This is a genomic window from Mycobacterium sp. NTMscope_MAC_12, assembly GCF_976985675.1.
In genome coordinates this window covers 3,120,397-3,145,714 of record NZ_CDRJYY010000001.1, presented here as the reverse complement: position 1 = coordinate 3,145,714, position 25,318 = coordinate 3,120,397, and the positions used below count along the sequence as shown (strand labels likewise).

The following is a 25,318-nucleotide window of genomic DNA, read 5'->3' as shown; positions in this document are numbered from 1 at the left end:
TGCTGTATGCGCAATGCCTGTTGTGGTCCGACGGCGCGCCGCCTATCACGCGCCGATAACGGTCGCCGCCGCAATGGGCGCCATTAGAACGGCTGAACACCGCGAACCAATCAATACTGTATGTAGCCGGACTACCCTCAATCAGTACTAGAGGTATCTTAAGTGAGGCGATTGACAGGTCTAGTCTACGATTTTGGGTAATTCACAGGACATTAAGTTTGGATAAACCTGGACTACCGGGGTTCTCGTCTACTAGCCTTCCCAACTGTTGCACTCATGTCGACTACGAGAATTTTCGGGGTCGGTGAGCGTCGGCGTTCGATAGCGACACCCGCCGGCTTCGTCGTCTCGGTCGACGACGAACTGCAACGACGGTCGCGGTCGGTCTTTGCCGACGCTCCACCCGATTGCTCGGTGGGGCGCCGGGAAGCAGGTCGCGCCGGCGCGGGGACAACGAGCGGAAGCGGACCGGGCTTCCGTGCGAGCGGTACCAGACAACCGGGGGGTTGAAAGGAAGACCCTGTGGTTGGGGCGTGGGATGCAGCTTGATCCTCAAGCACTTCCGCTGACGCGCGGACAGCTGGACATCTGGCTGGCGCGCGAAACCGGTCACTCCGACACCGAGTGGCAGCTGGGGCTGTTCGTGCGGATCGACGGCATGGTCCAGCGCGACGCCCTGCAGTGGGCGATCCGGCAAGCGGTGCGGGAAGCCGAACCGGCCAGGGCCGCCTTCTTCGAGGTGGACGGCCAGGTTTTCCAGCGGGCGGTCGACTACCCGAACGTCGAGCTGACTTTTGATGACTTGCGCGACGATGCCGATCCCGTGCAGGAAGCGCGCCGGCGAGCGTTGGCGATCCAGCGCACGCCCATGCCGCTCACCGGGCCGCTGTTTCGGTTCGTCCTGTTCCAGACCGGGCGCACCGAGTTCTTCTTGTTCGCCTGCTGCCACCACATCGTCATCGACGGGACCGGCGTCGCGCTGGTCGGCCATCGCATCGCCTCGATCTACTCCGCGATCGTGTCCGCCGGGCCCATTCCCACGGCCGTCTTCGGCTCCTTGCAGGAGCTGATCGACTGCGAAGCGCAGTACGAACGGTCCGGCGACTACCGGGACGACGAGGCGTATTGGACGGCGAACCTTCCCCCGGACAGCCACGGGCACCATCGGCCGCCCGGGGGAGCCGCGGAGCGCGACCCGTGGCCGTCCGCCCCGACGGCCCTGGACCCCGCGGTGCTGCGCCGGGTACACCGGTTCTGCGAGGCGTGGGGGGTGTCGGTGACCTCGGTCATCACCGCCGCGTGCGCCCTGCTGGTGCGCGGCTGGTCCGCCGGGGGCCCCGACGTCGTGCTCGATTTCCCGGTCAGCCGGCGCGTGCGTCCGGAGCAGAAGACGCTTCCCGGGATGGTCGCCGGCGTGGTGCCGCTGGTGTTGAGCGTCTCGCCGCAGTCCACGGTCGCCGCGTTCTGCAAACACGTCGAGACACGAATCGACGAAGCGATCCAGCACCAGCGCTTCCCGGTGCACGCGCTGGAGCGCAAGGTCCGGGGCCTGACGCAACCGCCCGAACGGGTCAGCGTCAACTTCATCCCGTCGGCGTTCACGCTGCCCTTCGGCGGTGTCATGGCGTCGGCGTCGTACACGAACTCCGGTCAGGCGGACGGCTTCGGGCTCATCTTCTCCGGCGACGGCGACGACCTCGTCCTCAGCACGGCGGGCATGTGGGAACCGTGGGCCCACCTCGACGCCGCCGACCTGGCGGGACGGCTGCAACAGCTCTTGGTGGCGATGACCGCCGATCCGACCCGGCGGCTGCTGTCCCTGGACGCCGTCGATGCCGACGAGCGCGCCCGGCTCGGCGAATGGGGCAACGCGTCCGCGTTGGGCCGGCCGGCGGCGCCGGTGTCGGTGGTCGAGCTGTTCGCCGTGCAGGCGGCGCGGTCCCCGGATGCGGTGGCGTTGAGCTTCGGGAATCGGTCGATGACGTATCGGGAGCTCGACGAGGCCGCCAACCGGTTGGCGCACGTGCTGGCCGGTCGTGGGGTGGGTCCGGGTGCGTTTGTGGCGCTGGTGTTTTCGCGCTCGGCCGAGGCGATCGTGGCGATCTTGGCGGTGCTCAAGTCCGGGGCGGCGTATCTGCCGATCGATCCGGCGCTGCCGGCGGCCCGCGTCGAGTTCATGCTCACCGATGCCGCGCCGCGGGCCGCGGTCACCACCGCGGCGCTGGCGCACTTGCTGGACGGCTTCGATGTGATGGTCATCGACGTCGCCGACCCGGCGGTGGCGAGCGCGCCCGGCACGGCGCCCCCGGCACCGGCCCCGACCGATCTGGCCCACCTGATCTACACCTCGGGGACCACGGGCGTGCCCAAAGGTGTTGCGGTGACGCAGCATAACGTGGCGCAGTTGTTTGATGACCTGCGGATCGGGTTCGCGTTGTCGGGCGAGCAGGTGTGGACGCAGTTCCATTCCTATGCGTTCGACTTCTCGGTGTGGGAGATCTGGGGTGCGCTGCTGCACGGCGGGCGACTGGTGGTCGTGCCGGATGCGGTGGCCCGCTCGCCAGAAGAGTTCCACGCGTTGTTGGTCGACGAGGGCGTCACGGTGCTGACCCAGACGCCGTCGGCGGTCGGAATGCTTGCCACCGAGGGGTTGGACGCCACGGCGTTGGTGATCGGGGCCGAGCCGTGCCCGCCCGAGCTGGTGGATCGCTGGGCGCCGGGCCGGACGATGGTCAATGTCTACGGCCCGACCGAGACCACCATGTGGGCGTGCAAGAGCGCGCCGTTGCGGGCGGGGTCGGGGTTCCCGCCGATCGGAGCGCCGGTGACCCGCGCGGCGTTTTTCGTGCTCGACGAGTGGTTGCGTCCGGTGCCGGCCGGGGTGGTCGGTGAGCTGTACCTGGCCGGCCAGGGCGTCGGCGTCGGCTATTGGCGCCGCCCGGGTCTGACCGCGGCGCGGTTCATGGCGTGCCCGTTCGGCGAACCCGGAACGCGCATGTACCGCACCGGCGACCTCGTCCGCTGGGGCACCGACGGGCAGTTGCAGTATCTGGGGCGCGCCGACGAGCAGGTTAAGGTTCGTGGGTATCGGATCGAATTGGGGGAAATCCGCGCCGCGCTGCTCGATGTGGAGGGCGTTGAACGCGCGGCGGTGCTCGTCCGTGAAGATCGTGCCGGCGATAAGCGTCTCGTCGGCTATGTGACAGGAGCCGTCGACCCGGCCGATATTCGGGCCCGGTTGGGTCGGCGGCTCCCCACCTACCTGGTGCCGTCGGCGGTGGTGGTGCTCGACGCGTTGCCGCTGACGGTCAACGGCAAGCTCGACGTCCGGGCCCTGCCCGCGCCGGACTACCAGGGCGGCAACGGATATCGCGCTCCGGAAAACGCCATCGAGGAAATCCTGGCCGGCATCTTCGCCCAGGTCCTCGGTGTCGAACGTGTCGGGATCGACGACTCCTTCTTCCACCTCGGCGGCGACTCGCTGTCGGCGATGCGGTTGGTGTCCGCGGTCAACACCGGCCTCGACGCCCACCTCGGGGTGCGGGCGCTGTTCGAGTCGCCCACGGTCGCCGAGCTGGCGCCGCAGGTGTGCGGCGGGGGAAGCAAGCTCGCGCGGGTGGTGGCGGCCGAGCGGCCGGCCGTGGTGCCGTTGTCGTTCGCGCAATCCCGGCTCTGGTTTCTCGACCAGCTGCACGGGCCGTCGCCGGTGCACAACATGGCGGTCGCACTGCGGCTGCGCGGCCCCCTGGCCACCGACGCGATGGGCACCGCCCTGGGCGACGTGGTGGCCCGCCACGAAAGCCTGCGCACGGTGTTCGTCGTCGCCGAGGGCACCCCCCAGCAGGTGGTGCTCCCGGCCGATAGGGCCGAGGTCGGTTGGGAGGTCATCGACGCCGCCGGGTGGCCGGTAAGCCGGCTGAGCGTGGCCATCGAGACGGTCGCGTGTCACCGATTCGATCTGTCCAACGAGATCCCTTTGCGGGCAAAGCTTTTCCGGCTCGCCGAGGACGACCATGTGTTGGTGGCGGTGGCCCACCATATCGCCGCGGACGGGTGGTCGCTGACCCCGCTGGTGCGCGACCTCGGGGCGGCCTACGTGCGCAGGTCCAGCGGGCAGGCCCCGGATTGGGCGCCGCTGCCGGTGCAATACGTCGATTACACGCTGTGGCAACGCGCCCAATTCGGTGACCTCGACGATCCGGGCAGCCCCATCGCCGCGCAGCTCAGGTACTGGCGGGACGCGCTGGCCGGGATGCCCGAACGCCTTGAATTGCCGACCGATCGCCCCTATCCGTTGGTCGCCGACCACCGCGGGGCCCGCATCGATGTGGAGTGGCCGGCCGAATTGCAGCACCAGGTCGCCGAGGTGGCGCGGGCCCACAACGCGACCACCTTCATGGTCGTCCAGGCCGCCCTGGCCCTGCTGCTGGCCAAGATGAGTGCGAGTTCCGATGTGGCGGTGGGGTTTCCGATCGCCGGCCGCGGCGATCCCGCGCTCGATGACGTGGTCGGTTTTTTCGTCAACACCCTGGTCCTGCGGGTCGACCTGGGCGGCGACCCGACCGTCGCCGACCTGGTGTCCCGGGTTCGCCAACGCAGCCTGGCGGCCTACGAGCACCAGGACGTGCCCTTCGAAGTGCTGGTGGACCGCCTCCATCCCACCCGCAACCTGGCCCATCATCCGCTGGTCCAGGTGGTGTTGGCCTGGCAGAACCTGCCCTGGCAGCACGACGGGCCCGCCGCCGGGCTGGAGCTGGGGGATGTGCGGGTCACCCCGCTGCCGGTCGACACCCAGGTCGCGCGCATGGATCTGGTGTGGTCGCTGGCCGAACGGTGGGACGAGGATGGCCGGCCCGCCGGCGTCGGCGGCATGGTGGAGTTCCGCACCGACGTGTTCGACGCGGACAGCATCGAGACGTTGATCGAGCGGCTGCGCCGGGTGCTGGCGGCGATGACCGCCGCTCCCGCGCAACGGCTTTCGTCGATCGATCTGCTCGATGCCGCCGAGCACGCGCGGCTCGACGACATCGGCAACCGGGCGGTGTTGGCCGTGCCGTCGATGTCCCTGGTGTCGATTCCGGCGTTGTTTGCCGCGCAGGTCGCCCGCGCCCCGGGGGCGGTGGCGATCACCTGCGGCGGGCGGTCGTTCAGCTACCGCGACGTGTACGAGGCCACAAATCGATTGGCGCACTTGCTCGTTGGGCAGGGCGCGGGCCCGGGCCGGCGGGTGGCGGTGGCGATGCCGCGGTCGGCCGAGGCGATCGTGGCGATCCTGGCGGTGCTCAAGACCGGGGCGGCCTATGTGCCGATCGACCCGAGCGTGCCCGCGGCGCGGCTGCAGTTCGTGCTTGGCGATTCCGCCCCGATCGCGGCGGTGACCACCGCCGAGGTGCGCCCGCAGCTGGACGGGTTCGCCGGGCGGATCATTGAGATCGACGACCCCGCCGTGCGCACCCAACCGGCCACCGGCCTGCCGGTGCCGGAGGCGGACAGCATCGCCTACATCATCTACACCTCGGGCTCGACGGGCGTTCCCAAGGGGGTGGCGGTCACCCACCGCAATGTCACCCAGCTGCTGGAGTCCATCGATGCCCAACTCGATGTCGGGCAGGTCTGGACCCAGTGCCATTCCCTGGCTTTCGACTTCTCGGTGTGGGAGATCTTCGGCGCCCTCCTGCATGGCGGGCGCCTGGTCGTCGTACCCGATGACGTCGTTCGATCACCAGAAGACTTGCACGCCTTGCTGGTTGCCGAGAACGTCAACGTGTTGAGCCAGACCCCGTCGGCGTTTTATGCGCTGCAGAGCGCCGATGCGTTGGCGCCGGAGCTCGGTGAGCAGTTGAAGTTGCAGACGGTGGTGTTCGGTGGGGAAGCCCTTGAGCCGCGCCGGTTGTCGACGTGGCTGCATCGTCATCCCGGGCTGCCGCGGATGATCAACATGTACGGCATCACCGAGACCACGGTGCACGCCTCGTTCCGCGAGATCCTCGGCGGCGACGTCGGCAGCAACGTCAGCCCGATCGGGGTGCCGCTGGCCAACCTCGGTTTCTTCGTGCTCGACGGCTGGCTGCGGCCGGTGCCCGTCGGGGTGGTGGGCGAGTTGTACGTCGCCGGCGGCGGATTGGCCACCGGCTACGTGGGCAGCCCCGGGCTGTCGGCAACACGATTCGTGGCCTGCCCGTTCGGTGGGTACGGCGCGCGGATGTATCGCACCGGGGATGTGGTGCGGTGGAGCAGCTCTAGTTTCGGTGACGGGCAATTGGAATACCGCGGCCGCGCGGACGAACAGGTCAAGATCCGCGGCTACCGCATCGAGTTGGGCGAGATCCGCGCCGCGCTGGCCGACGTCGAGGGCGTCGAGCAGGCGGCGGTGATCGCCCGCGAGGATCGTGCCGGCGAGAAGCGCCTCGTCGGCTATGTGACCGGAGTCGCTGACCCTTCCGAGATTCGGGCCCGGTTGGGTCAGCGGCTCCCCACGTACATGGTGCCGTCGGCGGTGGTGGTGCTCGACGCGCTGCCGTTGACGGTCAACGGCAAGCTCGACACCCGCGCCCTGCCGGCGCCGGAATACTCCGACGTCGACCGCTACCGGGCGCCGGCGAGCGCCATCGAGGAGATCCTGGCCGGCATTTACGCCCAGGTCCTGGGCGTCGAGCGCGTCGGGGTTGACGACTCCTTCTTCGACCTCGGCGGCGACTCGCTGTCGGCGATGCGTCTGATCGCGGCCGTGAATACCGGTCTGAATGGCGGGGTTTCGGTGCGGGCGTTGTTCGAGGCGCCCACGGTGGCGCAGTTGGCTCCGCGCCTCGACGGCGGCGCGCAGCGGCTTTCGCGGGTGGTGGCGGGCGAGCGGCCGGCGGTGGTGCCGTTGTCGTTTGCGCAGTCGCGGTTGTGGTTCATCGATCAGCTGCAGGGGCCCTCGCCGATGTACAACATGGCGGCCGCGCTGCGGCTGCGCGGGCCGCTGGACACCGGCGCGCTGCGTGCCGCGCTCATCGACGTGGTGGCCCGCCACGAGAGTTTGCGCACGGTGTTTGCCGTGTCCGACGGGACGCCACAGCAGGTGGTGATACCCGCCGAGGGGGTCGATATCGGGTGGGACGTAATAGATGCCGCCGGCTGGTCGCCGGCACAGGTAAAGGAGGCCGTTGATGCCGCAGCCGGTTATGCATTTGATCTGTCAGCCGAAATACCCTTTCAGGCACAACTTTTCCAACTCGCCGAAGACGAGCATGTGCTGGTGGCGGTGGTCCATCATATTGCTGCGGATGGTTGGTCGCTGAATCCTCTGGTACACGACCTCGGCGTCGCCTACGCCGGCCGCTGCGCCGGACGGGCACCGCAATGGTCGCCGCTGGCGGTGCAGTACGTGGACTACACGCTGTGGCAGCGAGCCCAATTCGGTGACCTCGACGACCCGGGCAGCCCCATCGTCGGGCAGCTCGCGTATTGGGAGCGGACCCTGGCGGGGCTGCCCGAGCGGGTCGAGTTGCCGACGGACCGGCCGTACCCGTCGGTGGCCGATTACCGCGGCGCCAGCGTGGACATCGACTGGCCGGCCGAGTTGCAGCAACACATTCGCGCGGTGGCGCGGGCGCACCACGCCACCGATTTCATGGTGGTGGAGGCGGCGTTGGCGGTGCTGCTAAGCAAGATCACCGCGACTTCCGATGTGGCGGTGGGCTTTCCGATCGCCGGGCGGCACGATCCCGCTTTGGACGAGCTGGTGGGCTTCTTCGTCAATACGTTGGTGCTGCGGGTCGATCTGGCCGGCGATCCCAGCGTTGCCGACGTCTTGGCCCGGGTGCGACGGCGCAGCCTGGAGGCCTACGAAAATCAGGACGTGCCGTTCGAGGTGCTGGTGGAGCGGCTCAACCCCACTCGCTCCCTGACGCATCATCCGCTGACGCAGGTGATGTTGGCCTGGCAGGGCAACGATCCCGCCGAGCTGAACCTGGGTGAGCTGCAGATCACCGCCGTCCCGGTCCAGACCCGCACCGCGCGTACGGATTTGACGTTCTCCCTGTTCGAGCGCTGGAGCGGAGACGGCCGCCCCGCGGGGATTGGCGGCGCCGTCGAGTTCCGCACCGACCTGTTCGACGTCGCAACCGTTCACGCGCTGACCGAACGGTTGCGGCGGGTGTTGGTCGCCGTGACCGCCGACCCGGGCCGCAGACTCTCCTCGATCGACGTGCTTGACGACGACGAGCGCGCCCAACTCGACGAGTGGGGCAACCGTTCGGCGTCGGGCCGGGCGGCGCCGGGAGCGTCGATTCCGGCGCTCTTCGGCGCGTGGGTAAAACGGGTGCCGCACGCGGTGGCGATCAGTTGCGGCGGACGTTCGTGGACCTATGAGCACGTGGAATCGGACGCGAACCGACTGGCGCACCTGCTGATTGGGCGGGGCGTGCGCCGGGGCCACCGCGTGGGCGTGTTGCTGGAGCGCTCGCCCGAGGCCGTGATCGCGATCCTGGGGGTGCTGAAGACGGGCGCGGCCTACGTGCCGATGGACCCGGCGGTGCCGACGGCGCGGATCGGCTTCATGGTCGCCGACGCCGGCATGCGCGTCGTGGTGACCAGCGGCGAGTTGCGTTCTCGGCTGGGCGAATTCGGCGGGGTCGTCGTCGAGGTCGACGACCCGGGCCTGGCGGCCCATCCGGCGACGGCGGTGACCGGCGTGGGCCCGGCGGCCGACGACATCGCGCACGTCATCTACACCTCGGGCACCACGGGCACGCCCAAGGGGGTGGCGGTCAGTCACGCGAACGTGACGCAGCTGTTCGGCTCACTGGACGCCGGAGTGGAACTGGGGCCGGAACATGTATGGAGCCAGTGCCATTCGCTGGCGTTCGACTTCTCGGTGTGGGAGATCTGGGGGGCGCTGCTGCACGGCGGCCGCCTGGTGGTGGTGCCCGATTCCGTGGCCCGTTCGCCGGAAGAGTTGCACGCCACGCTGATCGGCGAGCGCGTCACGGTGTTGACGCAGACGCCGACGGCGCTGGGGATGCTGTCGCCGCAGGGCCTGGAGGCGGTCACGCTGGTGGTGGGGGCCGAGCCGTGTCCGGGAGAGCTGGTGGATCGCTGGGCGCCCGGCCGGGTGATGCTCAACGTGTACGGCCCGACGGAGACCACCATGTGGGTGTCGCACAGTGCGCCCCTGACGGCGGGGCCGGCGCGGTCCGAGCCACCGGCGATCGGGTCGCCGGTGGCCGGGGCGGCGCTTTTCGTGCTGGACGCGTACTTGCGTCCGGTGCCCGCCGGGGTGGTGGGGGAGTTGTACGTGGCCGGCGCCGGGGTGGGCGCCGGCTATCTGGGCCGGGCGGGCCTGACCGCGTCACGTTTTGTGGCGTGCCCGTTCGGCGGGCGCGGGACACGCATGTATCGCACCGGCGACATGGTCCGGTGGAGCGGCTCTAGTTTCGGCGACGGGCAGTTGCACTACGTGGGCCGCGCCGACGAGCAGGTCAAGGTTCGGGGCTATCGCATCGAGCTGGGCGAAATCCGCTCTGCGCTGGCCGAATTGGAGGGCATTGAGCAAGCCGCGGTGATTGCCCGCGAGGATCGTGCCGGCGAGAAGCGCCTCGTCGGCTATGTGACCGGAGCCGCTGACCCCGCCGATATTCGGGCCCGGTTGGGTCAGCGGCTCCCCACCTACATGGTGCCGTCGGCGGTGGTGGTGCTCGACGCAATACCGTTGACGGTCAACGGCAAGCTCGACACCCGCGCCCTGCCCGCGCCGGAGTACCGGGACGTCGACCGATACCGCGCGCCGGACAACGCGCTCGAGGAGGCCCTGGCCGGCATCTACGCCCGGGTGCTCGGCGTCGAGCGCGTCGGGGTCGAGGACTCCTTCTTCGACCTCGGCGGCGACTCCCTGTCCGCGATGCGTCTGATCACCGCGATCAACGCCGACCTGGACGCCGGGCTGACGGTCCGATCCGTGTTCGAGGCCCCCACCGTCGCACAGCTGGCGACGCGGGTCGAGGCGGGCGCCCGCCGGGCCGGAGGGTTGGTGGCCGGCGAGCGGCCGGCGCTGGTGCCGTTGTCGTTCGCCCAGTCCCGCCTGTGGTTCATCGAGCAGCTGCAGGGGCCGTCGCCGTTGTACAACATGGCGGTCGCCCTGCGGCTGCGCGGGCGCCTGGACACCGACGCGATGGGGGCCGCGCTGGACGACGTGGTGGCCCGCCACGAAAGCCTGCGGACGCTCTTCCCCGCGCCCGAGGGCGCCCCCCACCAGGTGGTGGTGCCCGCCGAGCGGGCCGACGTCAACTGGCAGGTCGTCGACGCGACGCGGTGGCCCGCGTCCTGGCTGGCGGAGGCCACCCAGGACGCGGCGCGCTACACCTTCGACCTGGCCACCGAAATCCCGGTGCGGGCATGGCTTTTCCACACCGGCGAGGACGAACACGTGTTGGTGGCCGTGGTCCATCACATCGCCGCGGACGGATGGTCGCTGACCCCGCTGGTGCGCGACCTGGGGGCGGCCTACGCCAGCCGGTGTTCGGGGCGGGCCCCGGAGTGGTCGCCGCTGCCGGTGCAGTACGTCGATTACACGCTGTGGCAACGCGCTCAGTTCGGCGACCTCGACGACCCCGACAGCCCGATCGCGGCGCAACTGAACTACTGGGAGCGGGCCCTGGCCGGGCTTCCGGAACGCGTTGAGCTGCCCACGGATCGGCCCTATCCGCTGGTGGCCGACTATCGCGGGTCCAGTGTCGACGTCCAGTGGCCGGCCGCCCTGCAGCACCAGGTCGCCCAGCTCGCGCGGGCACACAACGCAACGAGCTTCATGGTCGTGCAGGCGGCCCTGGCGGTGCTGTTGTCCGCCTTGAGCGTGAGTTCCGATGTGGCCGTGGGATTCCCGATCGCCGGACGGCGCGACCCGGCCCTGGACGAGGTGGTCGGGTTCTTCGTCAACACCCTGGTTCTGCGGGTCGACCTCAGCGGTGACCCCAGCGTCACCGAGCTGCTGGCCCGGGTGCGACGGCGCAGCCTGGAGGCCTACGAACACCAGGACGTGCCGTTCGAGGTGCTGGTGGAACGGCTCAACCCCACCCGCACAATGGCGCATCATCCGCTCGTGCAGGTCATGCTGGCCTGGCAGAACAATGATCCCGTCGACATGAGCCTCGGCGACGTGCGGGTGACGCCGCTGCCGCTGGAAACCCAGGTCGCCCGCATGGATTTGGTGTGGTCGCTGGCCGAACAATGGGACGAGGACGGCGAGCCCGCCGGCATCGGCGGAACGGTGGAATTCCGCACCGACGTCTTCGACGCGGCCAGCATCGAGACGCTCGTCGCGCGGCTGCGGCAGGTGTTGGCCGCCATGACCGCCGACCCCGCCCGACCGCTGTCATCGATCGACCTGCTGGGCGCCGACGAGCACGCGCGTCTCGACGCGATGGGCAACCGCGCCGTGCTGAGCCGTCCCGCCACCGGACGCGCGTCGATTCCGGCGTTGTTCGCCGCGCAGGTCGCGCGGGCGCCCGACGCGGTCGCCATCACCTGCGGCGCGCGGTCGTGGCCCTACCGCGAACTGTACGAAACCACTAACCGGTTGGCGCACAAGCTGATTGGCCGTGGCGCGGGCCCGGGCCAGCGGGTGGCGGTGGTGCTCCCACGGTCGGCCGAGGCGATCGTGGCGATCCTGGCGGTGCTCAAGACCGGGGCGGCTTATGTACCGATCGACCCCGCGCTGCCGGCCGCCCGCATCGACTTCATGCTCACCGACGCCGCGCCGATCGCGGCGATCAGCACGACCGAACTCCGCCCCCGCCTGGGTGATCCCGAACTCGTCATCGATGTCGACGACCCCACCGTGGCCGTCCAACCCGCCACCGGATTACCGGACCCGTCGCCCGACGACATCGCGTACGTCATGTACACCTCCGGAACCACCGGTGCGCCCAAGGGGGTGGCGGTCACGCACCACAACGTCACCCAACTGTTGCGGTCGGTCGACGCCCAACTGGGCCTGGGGCAGGTGTGGAGCCACTGTCACTCCCTGGCCTTCGACTTCTCGGTCTGGGAAATCTTCGGCGCACTGCTGCGCGGCGGGCGCCTGGTCGTCGTACCCGACGACATCGTCCGCTCGCCGGAAGACCTGCACGCCTTGCTGATTGCCGAACGCGTCACCGTGTTGAGCCAGACCCCCTCGGCGGTGGCGGCGCTCTCGCCGCACGGACTGGAATCGGTGGCGCTGGTCGTCGGCGGTGAGCCGTGCCCGGTCGAGGTGATGGATCGGTGGGCCCCCGGGCGGGTGATGGTCAATCAATACGGACCCACCGAGACCACGATGTATGCGGCCATGACGGCGCCGCTGACGGCGGGCCGCGCTCCGGTGCCGATCGGTTCGCCGGTGCCCGGGGCCGCCCTGTTCGTGTTGGATCCGTGGTTGCGCGCGGTGCCGCCCGGCGTGGTCGGTGAGCTCTACATCGCCGGCCGCGGCGTCGCCGCGGGTTATCTGGGCCGGGCGGCGTTGACGGCGTCGCGGTTCGTGGCGTGTCCGTTTGGCGGGAACGGGACGCGGATGTACCGCACCGGGGACGTGGTGCGGTGGGGCGACGATGGTCAGCTGGAGTACCTAGGGCGCGCGGACGAGCAGGTCAAGATTCGCGGGCACCGCATCGAGCTGGGCGAAATCCGTTCCGCGCTGGCTGAATTGGACGGCGTCGAGCAGGCCGTGGTGGTCGCCCGGGGAGACCACCCCGCGGCGCGGCTGGTGGGCTATGTGACCGGGGCGGTCGACCCGTCCGGGCTACGGGCGCGGCTCGCCGAGCGGCTGCCGTCCTACATGGTCCCGTCGGCGGTGGTGGCGCTGGACGCGTTGCCGTTGACGGCCAACGGCAAGCTCGACACTCGCGCCCTGCCGGAACCGGAATACCCGGTGAGCCGGTACCGGGCGCCGTCCGACGCGATCGAGGAGATCCTGGCCGGCATCTACGCGCAGGTGCTGGGCGTGGAGCGCGTCGGTGTGGATGATTCGTTCTTCGACCTGGGTGGGGACAGCATCCTGTCGATGCAGGTGGTGTCCCGGGCGCGGGCGGCCGGTGTAATGTGCCGTCCCCGGGATGTTTTCGTCGAGCAGACGGTGGCGGGGCTGGCGCGGGTCGTCATGCTGGCCACGGGCGAGGACGACGTAGTCGACGAGGGGATCGGGCCGGTGGTGGCCACCCCGATCATGCGGTGGCTGCAGGACATCGACGGGCCGGTCGAGCAGTTCAACCAGACCATGGTGCTGGCCGCGCCCGCCGGGGTGAGCCAGGCCGACGTCGTGGCGGTGCTGCAGGCGTTGCTGGATCGCCATCCGATGCTGCGGCTCTGCATCGACGACGACGGTGCCGGCGGCTGGGACTTGCACGTCCCTGAGCCGGGTGCGGTGGATGCCCGGGCCTGCCTGCGCACCGTCGACGTGCTCTCGGAGGCGGCGCTGATGCGGGCCCGGTCGCGGCTGAACCCGGGCGCCGGCGTGATGCTGTGCGCGGTATGGGCAAGCGCGACAAACCAATTGGCGTTGATCGTCCACCACCTGGCCGTCGACGGCGTGTCGTGGCGGACCCTGATCGAGGACCTCAACATAGCCTGGGCCCAACATCGCCGCGGCCAGCCCATCGAGCTGCCCGCGCCGGGCACCTCGTTCGCCCGCTGGTCGTCGCTGCTGGCCGAGCACGCGAAGGACCCGGCGGTGACCGAGCAGGCGGACGCGTGGCGACGGATCGCCGAGACGCCGCCCGCGCTGCCGCCGACGCAGCCGTGGGACACGTACGAGTCGGCCGGGCAGTTGTCGGCGTCGCTGGACGCAGAGACGACCCGCCAGCTGCTGGGAGAGGCGCCCGCCGCGTTTCACGCCGGGGTACAAGACATCCTGCTGATCGCCTTCGGCCTGGCGTTCACCGAGTTCCTGGGGTCCGTGGGGACCGTGACGCCGGTCGGCATCGACGTCGAGGGTCACGGCCGCAGCGAGGACCTGGCCCCGCACGCGGACCTGTCGCGCACCGTGGGGTGGTTCACAGCGAAGTACCCCGTCGTCCTGAACGTCCACGGGCTGGACTGGGCCCGCGTGGTCGCGGGTGAGGCCGCGCTGGGCGCGGCGATCAAGGCCGCCAAGGAGCAACTGCGCGCCCAGCCCGACGGCCTCACCTACGGGCTGTTGCGTTACCTGAATCCCGAAGTGGGCCTGGGCGTTCCGGACCCGGCCATCGGGTTCAACTACCTGGGCCGCCTCGGCGCGGCGTCCACCGAACTGTCCGACGAGCTATGGCGACTCAGCCCGAACAGTCTCGCGCTGAGCGCCGCGACCGCGGCGGTGGCCCTGCCGCTGCCGCACACGCTGGAACTCAACGCCGGCACCATGGACACCGAGGCCGGCCCGCACCTGCACGCCAACTGGACGTGGGCGTCCTCGGCGCTGACCCACGAACAGGTGAACCTGTTGAGCCAGTTGTGGTTTGACGCGCTGGCCGGAATCTGCGCGCACGTGCGCCGTGGCGGCGGCGGGTTGACCCCGTCGGACATCGCCCCGGCACGCCTCACCCAGCAGCAGATCGACGACCTCGAACGGCGCTACGACGTCGCCGATGTCTTGCCGCTGACCCCGCTGCAGCAGGGACTGCTCTTTCATTCGACGACGCAACCCGACGGTGACGTGTACGCCGTCCAGCTGAACATCACGCTGCGCGGCGCGCTCGACCCGCAGCGGCTGCACCGCGCCGTGCAGACCGTCGTCGCACGCCACCCCAACCTCGCGGCCCGGTTCTGTTCCGACTTCGGCGACCCGGTGCAGATCATCCCGGCGGACCCCGAAATCGCCTACCGGAACGTCGGACTCGACGGCCCTGACATCGATGACATCGATGACCAAGTAAGGCGGATCTCCGCTTCGGAACGCGCCGCGGTGCGAGACCTCGCCGGCCAACCGCCCTTGCGGGCCACGCTGGTGCGCACCGCGGACGACGAGTTCCGGTTCGTGCTCACCGTCCACCACATCGTGATGGACGGCTGGTCGCTCCCGATCCTGCTGCAAGAAATCTTCGCCGGCTATCACGGGTCCCGGCTACCCGCGCCGGCGCCCTACCGCCGCTTCGTCACCTGGCTCGCGGAGCGCGACGCCCCGGCCGCCCGCGCGGCCTGGCGCGCGCTGCTCGACGGTTTCGACACCCCCACCCTGGTGGCGCCGCCGGGCCGCGCAGAACTCGGGCCGCGGGGAGTCGCCGTCCTGCAGCTCTCCGCCGAAACCACCGGCGCGCTCGGCGAACTCGCCCGCTCCCGTCGCACCACGCTGAACACCGTGCTGCAGGCCGCCTGGGCGCAGCTGCTGATGTCGCTCACCGGCCGGCGCGACGTCGCCTTCGGCACCGCCGTGTCCGGCCGGCCGGCCGACCTGCCCGGCGCCGAATCCATGGTGGGCCTGCTGATCAACACCGTGCCGGTGCGCGCCCACGCCACCGCCGCGACGACCGTCGCCGAATTTCTGGACCGGTTGCAGCGCGCCCACAACGACACCGTGGAGCACCAGCACCTGGCGCTGAACGACATCCACCGCAGCACCGGGCACGACCAGCTCTTCGACACGTTGCTGGTGTACGAGAACTATCCGATCAACGCCGCGGCGCTCTCGGCGGCCGAGGACTTGACCGCCACCGTATTCACCAGCCACGACTACAATCACTACCCGCTGTCGCTGCAAGCCATGCCGGGCGACGAATTGCGCCTGCGCATCGAGTTCGACACCGACGTGTTCGACCCGGCCGCCGCCGACGCCCTGCTCGAGCGGTTGCACCGGCTCCTTGCGGCCATGCCCACCGATCCGGCCCGCCGGTTGCTGGCACTGGATCTGCTCGACGCGCCGGAGCGTGCCCGGCTACACCTGTGGGGCAACCGGGCGGTGCTGACCGAGCGACCGCGCGCCCCGCTATCGCTGCCGGCCGTGTTCGCCGCGCAAGTGGCCCGCGTTCCCGAGGCGGGAGCGGTCACCTTCGAGGGCCGCTCGATGACATACCGCGAACTCGACGAGGCATCGAATCGACTGGCGCACACGCTGATCGAGCGCGGGGCCGCGCCGGGGGAGTGCGTGGCGCTGCTGTTCCCCCGCTCGGCCGAGGCCATCGTGGCGATCCTCGCGGTGCTCAAGACGGGGGCGGCCTACCTGCCGATCGACCCGGCCCTGCCCGCGACGCGCATCGAGTTCGTGCTCGGCGACGCCGCCCCGGTGGCCGCGGTCACGACCGCCGACCTGCGGGCCCGGCTGGACGGATTCGACCTACCGGTCATCGATGCCGGCGACGCCGCCCGCACCGGCTCCACCGCCCCGTTGCCGACGCCCGCGCCCGAGAACATCGCCTACCTCATCTACACCTCGGGGACGACCGGCGTCCCGAAAGGCGTTGCGGTCACCCACCATAACGTCACCCAGTTGCTGGAATCCCTGCGCGCGCCGCTGCCCGGGGCGGGGGTGTGGTCGCAATGCCACTCGTACGGCTTCGACGTCTCGGTGCAGGAGATCTGGGGCGCGCTGGGCGGCGGTGGCCGGTTGGTGGTGGTGCCCGAGTCGGTGACACGCTCGCCGGACGAGCTGCACGCCCTGCTGGCCGCCGAGCGGGTCAGCGTGCTGAGCCACACCCCGTCGGCGCTGACCGCGCTGTCACCGCGAAAGCTGCACTCGGCGTTGATCATCGGCGGCGAGCCCTGCCCGGCCGCGCTCGCGGACCAATGGGCCCCGGGCCGGGTGATGATCAACGCCTACGGCCCGACGGAAACCACCGTGGACGCGGTGCTCAGCGCGCCGCTGTCCGCGGGCGCCGGGCGGCCGCCACTGGGGTCGCCGGTCGCCGGGGCCGCGCTGTTCGTGCTGGACGACTGGCTGCGGCCGGTACCCGCCGGCGCGATCGGCGAGCTGTACGTGGCGGGGCGCGGCGTCGCGGTCGGGTATGCGCGCCGCGCCGGTTTGACGGCATCGCGGTTCGTGGCCTGCCCGTTCGGTGCGGCCGGTGCGCGCATGTACCGCACCGGCGACCTGGTGCGCTGGGGACCCAACGGCAAGCTGCACTACGTCACCCGCGCCGACCACCAGGTCAAAATTCGTGGCCACCGCATCGAACTGGGCGAAATCCACACGGCGCTGGCCGAATTGGACGGGGCCGGGCAGGTCGCCGTGATCGCCCGCGAGGACCAGCCCGGCGATAAGCGGCTCGTCGGCTACATCACCGGCACCGCCGACCCCGCCGGGCTCCGCACCCTGCTGGCCGAACGGCTACCCGGCCACATGGTGCCGGCCGCGGTGGTGGCGATCGAGGCATTGCCGCTGACACCCAACGGCAAGCTCGACACCGGCGCCCTGCCGGCACCCGAATACACCGCCGGTCGGTATCGGGCCCCGTCCACGCCCACCGAGGAGATCTTGGCGGACATCTATGCCCAGGTGCTGGGCCTCGAACGGGTCGGCGTGGACGACTCCTTCTTCGACCTGGGCGGGGATTCGCTGTCGGCGATGCGGGTGATCGCGGCGATCAACACCGGCCTCGACGCGCGCCTCGGCGTCCGAACGCTGTTCGAAGCGCCCACGATTGGTCAGCTGGCCGCGCGCGTCAGCGCGGGCGGCGCCCGCCGCGCCGGCGTGGTGGCAGCCGAGCGGCCGGCGGTGGTGCCGCTGTCGTTCGCTCAATCGCGGCTGTGGTTCATCGATCAGCTGCACGGGCCGTCGCCGGTGTACAACATGGCGGCGGCGTTGCGCCTCACCGGACGCCTGGACGTCGGCGCGCTGGGCGCCGCGCTGCGCGACGTGGTGGCGCGGCACGAGACTCTGCGGACGGTGTTCGCCGCCACCGAGGGCATACCGCAGCAGGTGGTGCTGCCGCCCGACCGGGCCGACGTCACATGGCAGACCGTCGACGCCACCGACTGGTCACCGGCCCGACTGGAGGGCGCCATCGGCGACGCGGCCCGGCACACCTTCGAGCTTGCGACCGAAATCCCGTTGCGGGCAATGCTTTTCCGGGTGGGCGACGAGGAGCACGTGCTGGTGGCCGTGGTGCACCACATCGCCGCCGACGGCTGGTCGCTGACCCCGCTCGTCCGCGACCTGGCCCTCGCCTATGCCAGCCGGACGGCCGGGGACGCCCCGGGCTGGGAGCCGCTGCCGGTGCAGTACGTCGACTACACGCTGTGGCAGCGCGCCCAGTTCGGCGATCTGGAAGACCCGGACAGCCCCATCGCCGCCCAGCTGGCGTACTGGGAGGAGGCGCTGGCCGGACTGCCCGAACGGCTGGAGCTGCCCACCGACCGCCCGTACCCCGTGGTGGCCGACTACCGCGGCGCCAGCGTGGCCGTGGATTGGCCCGCGGAGTTGCAGCAACGCGTGCGGGCGGTGGCGAGCGCACACAACGCGACGAGCTTCATGGTGGTGCAGGCCGCCCTCGCCGTCCTGCTGGCCAAGGTCAGCGCGAGTTCCGATGTGGCCGTGGGCTTCCCGATCGCCGGTCGGCGCGACCCCGCCCTCGACGACGTCGTCGGCTTCTTCGTCAACACCCTGGTGCTGCGCGTCGACCTCGGCGGTGACCCCTCGACGACCGAACTACTGGCCCGGGTGCGCCAACGCAGCCTGGCCGCCTACGAACATCAGGATGTGCCGTTCGAGGTCCTCGTCGAACGGCTCAACCCCACCCGCAGCCTCGCGCACCATCCGCTGGTGCAGGTCATGCTGGCCTGGCAGAACGACGAACCCACCGACCTGAGCCTCGGCGATGTGCGCGTCACCGCACTGCCGGTCGACACCCGCACCGCCCGTACCGACTTGGCCTGGTCGCTGGCCGAACGGTGGACCGCCGAGGGCCGACCGGCCGGCATCGGCGGCGCCGTGGAATTCCGCACCGACGTCTTCGACACCGCCACCGTCGAAGCGCTGATCACCCGCCTGCATCGGGTCCTGACGGCCATGACCGCCGACCCCGCCCGGCGGCTGTCGTCGATCGACGTGCTCGGCGCCGACGAGCACGCCCGCCTCGACGCGATCGGCAACCGCGCGGCGCTGGATGGCCCGTCGCGCCCGCCGGTGTCCATCCCCGCGCTGTTCGCCGCCCAAGTCGCGCGTAGCCCCCAGGCGGTGGCGCTGACCGCCACGGACCGCTCGATGACCTACCGCGAACTCGACGTCTCCGCAAACCGACTGGCGCACTTGCTCCTTGAGCGGGGCGCCGGGCCGGGGCAGTGCGTGGCGGTGCTGATGGAACGCTCGGCCGCCGCGGTCACCGCGATCGTGGCGGTCCTGAAGACGGGGGCCGCCTACCTGCCGATCGACCCGGCGACACCGGACGCCCGGCTCGCGTTCATGCTGACCGACGCCGCACCGATCGCCGCCATCACCACCACGGACCTTCGAGACCGGCTGGACGGGTTCGACGGAGCGGTCATCGACGCCGACGAACCCGCCGTGCACACCCGGCCCGCCACCGCCCTCCCGGCCCCGGACCACGAGAACATCGCCTACGTCATCTACACCTCCGGCACGACCGGCACCCCCAAGGGCGTGGCGGTCACCCACCACAACGTCACCCAGCTGCTCGGCTCGTTGCGCGAGATTGTGGCGCCGGCGACATGGAGCCAGTGCCATTCGCTGGCCTTCGACTTCTCGGTGTGGGAGATCTTCGGCGCGCTGCTGGGCGGCGCGCGGCTGTTGATCGTGCCCGACGAGGTGGTGCGCTCGCCGGAAGACCTGCACGCCTTGCTGATTGCCGAGAACGTCAGCGTCCTGAGCCAGACCCCGTCGGCGTTCTCGGCGCTGCAGAGCGCGGACCGCGCCCAGTCGGGCCCACGGCTCAACGTCCAGACCCTCGTGTTCGGCGGCGAAGCGCTGATTCCGCAGCGGCTGGCGAAATGGCTCGACAACCATCCCGGACGCCCGCGCGTGATCAACATGTACGGCATCACCGAGACGACGGTGCACGCCTCCTACCGGGAAATCGTCGACAGCGACGTCGACGCGACCGCGAGCCCCATCGGAATGCCGTTGGCGCATCTGGGATTTTTCGTGCTGGACGCGTGGCTGCGGCCGGTGCCCGCCGGCGTGACGGGCGAGCTGTACATCGCCGGCTCCGGCGTGGCCGCGGGATACCTCGGCCGGGCCGGTCTTACGGCGTCGCGGTTCGTGGCCTGTCCGTTCGGCGCGGCCGGCGCGCGCATGTATCGCACCGGGGACCTGGTGCGTTGGAGCCCGGGCGGGCAGCTGCACTATCTCGGTCGCGCCGACGAACAGGTCAAGATCCGGGGCTACCGCATCGAGCTCGGCGAGATCCAGTCGGCGCTCACCGAATTGGACGGCGTCAAGCAGGCGGCGGTCGTCGCCCGCGAGGACCGGCCCGGCGACCGGCGGCTCGTCGGCTACGTCACCGGCACCGCCGACCCGGTCGACATCCGCGACCGGCTGACCGAGCGGCTGCCGGCCTACATGGTCCCGGCCACGGTGCTCGCCGTCGACGCAATGCCGTTGACGCCCAACGGGAAACTCGACACCCGCGCGCTGCCCGCGCCCGACTACTCGCGCTGGTCCCAGGGCTCCGATCAGTACCGCGCCCCGACCACCGCCGTCGAGCAGGCGCTGGCCGCCATCTACGCCCACGTCCTGGGCGTCGAGGGTGTCGGGATCGACGACTCCTTCTTCGACCTCGGTGGGGATTCACTGTCGGCCATGCGGCTGGTCGCGGAGGTCAACGCCGGCCTCGACGTCCACCTCGGCGTGCGAGCGTTGTTCGAAGCGCCCACCATTCGCCGATTGGCGGCACGCCTGGGTACCGACGGCGGCGGACGCGCACCGCTGGTGGCCGGCGAGCGGCCGGAGATGGTGCCCCTGTCGTTCGCCCAGTCACGGTTGTGGTTCATCGGCCAATTGCACGGGCCCTCACCAGTGCACAACATGGCGATCGCCTTGCGGCTCGACGGGCGCCTCGACGCCGAGGCGTTCGGCGCGGCGCTGGCCGACGTGATGGCCCGCCACGAGAGCCTGCGGACGATGTTCCCGGCGCGCGAGGGAATACCGCGGCAGCTGGTCGTCGGCGTGGACGAGGCCGATTGCGGCTGGCAGATCAGCGACGCGCGCGGGTGGTCGACTGCCCGGCTGGGCAACGCCGTCGAGACCCTGGTGGGTCACCGGTTCGACCTGGCCACCGAAATTCCGTTGCGGGCAATGCTTTTCCGGGTGAGCGAAGACGAACACCTACTGGTGGCCGTGGTGCACCACATCGCCGCCGACGGGTGGTCGCTCACCCCGCTGGTCCGCGACCTGGGGGAGGCCTACGCCAGCCGCTCGGCCGGGTGCGCCCCGGACTGGGCGCCGCTGCCGGTGCAGTACGTCGACTACACGCTGTGGCAGCGCGCTCAGTTCGGCGAACTCCAGGATCCGCACAGCCTGATCGCCGGGCAGGTGCGGTATTGGGAACACACCCTGGCGGGTATGCCCGAGCGGCTCGAATTGCCCACGGACCGGCCCTATCCGTTGGTGGCCGATTTCCGCGGCGCCAGCGTGGCCGTGGATTGGCCCGCGGAGTTGCAGCAGCGCGTGCGCGCGGTGGCCAACGCGCACAACGCGACGAGCTTCATGGTGGTGCAGGCCGCGCTGGCGGTGCTGCTGGCCAAGATCAGCGCGAGTTCCGATGTGGCCGTGGGCTTCCCGATCGCCGGGCGGCGTGACCCGGCCCTCGACGATGTCGTCGGCTTCTTCGTCAACACCCTGGTGCTGCGCGTCGACCTGGCCGGTGACCCCAGCATCGCCGAGGTGCTGGCCCACGTCCGCGCGCGCAGCCTGGCCGCCTACGAGCATCAGGACGTGCCGTTCGAGGTCCTCGTCGAACGGCTCAACCCCACCCGCAACCTCGCGCACCACCCGCTGGTGCAGGTCATGCTCGCCTGGCAGAACACCGACTCCGCCGACCTGAGCCTCGGCGATGTGCGCGTCACCCCGCTGCCGGTCGACACCCGCACCGCCCGCATGGATCTCGCGTGGTCGCTGGCCGAGCGCTGGAGCGCCGACGGCCGGCCCGAGGGGATCGGCGGCGCCGTGGAATTCCGCACCGACGTCTTCGACACCGAGACCATCGAAGCGCTGGTCACCCGCCTGCATCGCGTGCTGACGGCCATCACGGACGACCCCACCCGGCGGTTGTCGTCGATCGACGTGCTCGGCGCCGACGAGCACGCCCGCCTCGCTGCGATCGGCAACCGGGCGGCGCTGGATGGCCCGTCGCGCCCGGCGGTGTCGATCCCGGCGGTGTTCGCCGAGCACGTCGCGCGCACCCCCGAAGCGGTGGCCATCACCCACGGTGCGGATTCGTGGACCTACCGCGAACTCGACGAGGCCGCAAACCAGTTGGCGCACTTGTTGCTTGACCACGGAGCGGGGCCGGGGCAGTGCGTGGCGCTGCTCGCCGAGCGCTCGGCGCGGGCCGTCGTCGCGATCCTCGCGGTGCTCAAAACCGGGGCCGCGTACGTCCCGATCGACCCGGGCCTGCCCGCCGCCCGGATCGACTTCATGCTCGCCGACGCCGCACCGGCGGCGGTGATCACCACCGCCGAACACCGCTCGCGCCTCGACGATTTCGCCGTGCTCGTCATCGACCTCGATGACCCGGCGATCCAGCACCGGCCCACCACGCCGTTGCCGGCGCCGGCGCCGCACCACCTCGCCTACACGATCTACACCTCGGGCACCACCGGAGTCCCCAAGGGCGTGGCCGTCACCCATCGCAACGCCACGCAACTGTTCGCCTCCCTGGGCGCGTCCGGTCTGCCCGCGGGGCCCGGGCGGGTGTGGAGCCACTGCCATTCCCTGGCCTTCGACTTCTCGGTGTGGGAGATCTTCGGCGCGCTGCTGCACGGCGGGCGGGTGCTCGTCGTACCCGACGAGGTCGTGCGCTCCCCGAAAGACCTGCACGCCTTGCTCGTTGCCGAAGGCGTCGACATGCTGACCCAGACGCCGTCCGAGGTGGCGATGCTCTCACCGCGGGGCCTGGACTCGGCGGTGCTGGCGGTCGCGGGTGAGGCCTGCCCGGTCGAGGTGGTGCAGCGGTGGGCGTCCGGGCGGGTGATGGTCAACGTCTACGGCCCCACCGAGATCACGATCGTCGCGGCCGTCAGCGCCCCGCTCACACCGGGACCCGACGCGCCGCCGATCGGTTCGCCGGTGTCCGGGGCCGCGTTGTTCGTGCTCGACGGATGCCTGCAGCCGGTGCCTGCGGGCGTGGTCGGCGAGCTGTACGTGGCCGGTGGCGGCGTGTCGGCCGGCTACCTGGGCCGGCCCGGTTTGACCGCGTCGCGGTTTGTCGCGTGTCCGTTCGGTGGGGACGGGGCGCGCATGTATCGCACCGGGGACCTGGCGTGGTGGGGCTCCGACGGGCAGCTGCGCTACGTCGGTCGCGCCGACGAGCAGGTCAAGATCCGCGGGTATCGCATCGAACTCGGCGAAATCCAGGCCGCGCTGGCCGCACTGGACGGGGTCGAGCAGGCGCTGGTGATCGCCCGCGAGGACCGCCCCGGCGACAAACGGCTGGTCGGCTACATCACCGGCACCGCCAACCCCCCCGAGCTGCGCACCCAGCTGGCCGAGCGCCTGCCCGCCTACATGGTGCCGGCCGCGGTGGTCGTGCTCGACGCGCTGCCGCTGACGCCCGGCGGCAAACTCGACACCCGCGCCCTGCCCGCCCCCGACTACCAGGGCGGCGACGACTACCTCGCGCCGGCCACCGCGGTCGAGGAGATCCTGGCCTGGCTCTACGCCCAGGTGCTGGGTCTGGAGCGGGTAGGGGTGCAGGAGTCGTTCTTCGACCTGGGCGGGGATTCCCTGTCGGCCATGCGCCTGGTCGCCGCGATCTACAACGCCCTCGACATCCACCTGCCCGTCCGCGCCGTCTTCGAGGCGCCGTCGGTGCGCAGCCTGAGCCAGCAGCTCAACCGCGATCCCGGTGCGGCGGAAGGCCATCGGGCCGACTTCGCCTCGGTGCACGGCCGCGACGCCACCGAGGTGTACGCCTGCGACCTCACGCTGGACAAGTTCATCGACGCCCCGACGCTGGCCGCCGCGCCGGCGCTGCCGGGCCCGAGCTCCGAGGTGCGCACGGTCCTGTTGACCGGGGCCACCGGCTTCCTCGGTCGTTACCTGGTGCTGCAATGGCTCGAACGGCTGGAACTGGCCGACGGCAAGCTGATCTGCCTGGTGCGGGCCACCTCCGACGAGGACGCGCGGCGCCGGCTCGAGAGGACCTTCGACCCCCCGGGTTGTGCGGGCGACCCCGCCCTGCGGCGCTATTTCGACGAACTCGCCGCCGACCACCTCGAGGTCATCGCCGGCGACAAGGGCCAGGCCAACCTCGGCCTGGACGAACAGACGTGGCAGCGGCTGGCCGACACCGTCGACCTGATCGTCGACTCCGCGGCCGTGGTCAACGGCGTGCTGCCCTACAGCGAGCTGTTCGCCCCCAACGTCGCGGGCACCGCCGAGCTGATCCGGCTGGCGCTCACCACCAAACTCAAGCCGTACACGTATGTCTCGACGGCCAACGTGGGCGACCAGATCGAGCCGTCGGCGTTCACCGAGGACGCCGACGTCCGCGTCGCCGGCCCGATCCGCACGATCGACGGCAGCTACGGCAACGGCTACGGCAACAGCAAGTGGGCCGGCGAGGTGCTGCTGCGCGAGGCCCACGACCTGTGCGCGCTGCCCGTCGGGGTGTTTCGCTGCGACATGATCCTGGCCGACACCACCTACGCGGGCCAGCTCAACCTGTCGGACATGTTCACCCGGCTGCTGTTCAGCGTCGTCGCCAGCGGCGTCGCGCCGGCCTCGTTCTACAAGCTCGACTCCCGCGGCAACCGGCAACGCGCGCACTTCGACGCCCTGCCCGTCGAGTTCGTCGCCGAGTCGATCACCACGCTGGGCGCCCAGGTGGGCCGCGAATCCGCGGCGGGGTTCGAGACCTACCACGTGATGAACCCGCACGACGACGGCATCGGGCTCGACGAGTACGTCGACTGGGTGATCGAGGCCGGCTACCCGATCGAGCGGGTCGACGACTTCGGGGAGTGGCTGCACCGGATGGAAACCGCGCTGCGCGCCCTGCCGGAGCGCCAGCGCCACCAGTCGGTGCTGCAGCTGTTGCAGTTGCGCAACGCGCAGCACGTGCCGCCGGCCGACCCGGCGCGCGGCTGCCTGGGGCCGACCGAGCGCTTCCGGGCCGCGGTGCAGGAAGCCAAAATCGGCCCCGACAACGACATCCCGCACATCAGCGCGGCGGTGATCGTCAAATACGTGACCGACCTGCAGCTGCTCGGTCTGCTCTGA

Annotated in this window: 1 protein-coding gene; it reads left to right on the top strand. The window is 70.7% G+C overall.

Annotated elements, in window-relative coordinates; genetic code table 11:
- The first annotated feature begins 538 nt into the window (after positions 1 to 538).
- Positions 539 to 25,318, top strand: coding sequence for a non-ribosomal peptide synthetase (locus tag AC0KS4_RS14265; protein WP_338341718.1), 24,780 nt, complete (start codon positions 539 to 541; stop codon positions 25,316 to 25,318).

Coding starts and splice junctions, on each gene's coding strand:
- AC0KS4_RS14265 (WP_338341718.1), top strand. CDS start 539: ATGCAGCTTGATCCTCAAGCACTTCCGCTGACGCGCGGACAGCTGGAC.